At 69.2% G+C, this 792-nt stretch carries 3 protein-coding genes; 1 reads left to right on the top strand and 2 read right to left on the bottom strand.

Annotated elements, in window-relative coordinates; translation table 11 throughout:
• On the top strand, positions 1–271 hold a 271-nt coding region (locus F0Q45_RS28325; protein WP_188113194.1), incomplete at its 5' end, for a hypothetical protein.
• 22 nt (positions 272–293) lie between these two features.
• Here the strand turns inward: F0Q45_RS28325 and F0Q45_RS26360 are convergent.
• Positions 294–503 carry a hypothetical protein gene (locus F0Q45_RS26360; RefSeq protein ID WP_149656638.1) on the bottom strand — a complete coding sequence of 70 codons (210 nt, stop codon included), beginning with the start codon at positions 501–503 and terminating at the stop codon, positions 294–296.
• A 75-nt stretch (positions 504–578) separates the two neighbouring features.
• Positions 579–792, bottom strand: a 214-nt coding sequence (locus F0Q45_RS26365) for a transposase (protein WP_149656639.1), incomplete at its 5' end; no start/stop codon positions are given.

Genomic DNA, 792 nt, shown 5'->3' on the forward strand with positions numbered 1-792 from the left:
TGGTGCGGCCGGTGGTGTGGGTCAGGTTGGTGGTCGGGGGGGTGATGCCGGGTTTTTCGGTGCTGGTGGTGCTAGTGGTGCCGGCGGGCGCGGAGGGTTGATTGGCTTGCCGGGCGCCAGCAGCTTAGCCGGTAACGGAGGTGCCGGCGGAGCTGCCGGTAGCGGAGGTGCCGGCGGCCTGGGCGGCCGCGGCGGGGTAGCCGACACCCCCGGCGCAGCGGGGTCCGACGGTCTGGCGGGTAGCAACGGCACCGCGGGTGCGCCCGGATGACAGTCCGGTGGGGCAGCTGCAGCTAGCTGTTACTGCTCTTCGGCCACGTCGGCGTTGCCGAGACCGGATTCGGCGCGCGGGTCGTCGAGAGGGATTCCTGGTCTACTCCGACCGCGAGACGATCAACGGGCAAGTTCACCGCAGCGCCGATCCTCGGCCCGCGGCGCACGAACCAGTCCGCCCCGAGATCGTGATAAGCGAACTGGCGGTCCAGCACGTGGTAGGCGGCCACCAGAATCGAGTGCTCGACGGCCTTGCGCGCCTTGGCATGACCGCGTCGGCCACGGAGCCGCTGGAACTGGGCACCTCAATAGCTGCCCTTGGAACGTCCGGCAGCTTCGCCGCCCTGGGCCAAGGTGGCGGCCAGCCACATCGCACCCGGACGCGACCTACCCGATTGGTGTTTGCCGGCCGATTCATGATGCCCCAGGCAGCGTCCCGCCCAGCTAGCCAGACGAGCCCAACTACCGAATAGTGGCATGTCAACGCCGATCTCGGCGATAATGCACTCCGCAGCGCGC

It is taken from the genome of Mycobacterium simiae (assembly GCF_008370645.1).
Lineage (GTDB): Bacteria > Actinomycetota > Actinomycetes > Mycobacteriales > Mycobacteriaceae > Mycobacterium > Mycobacterium simiae_A.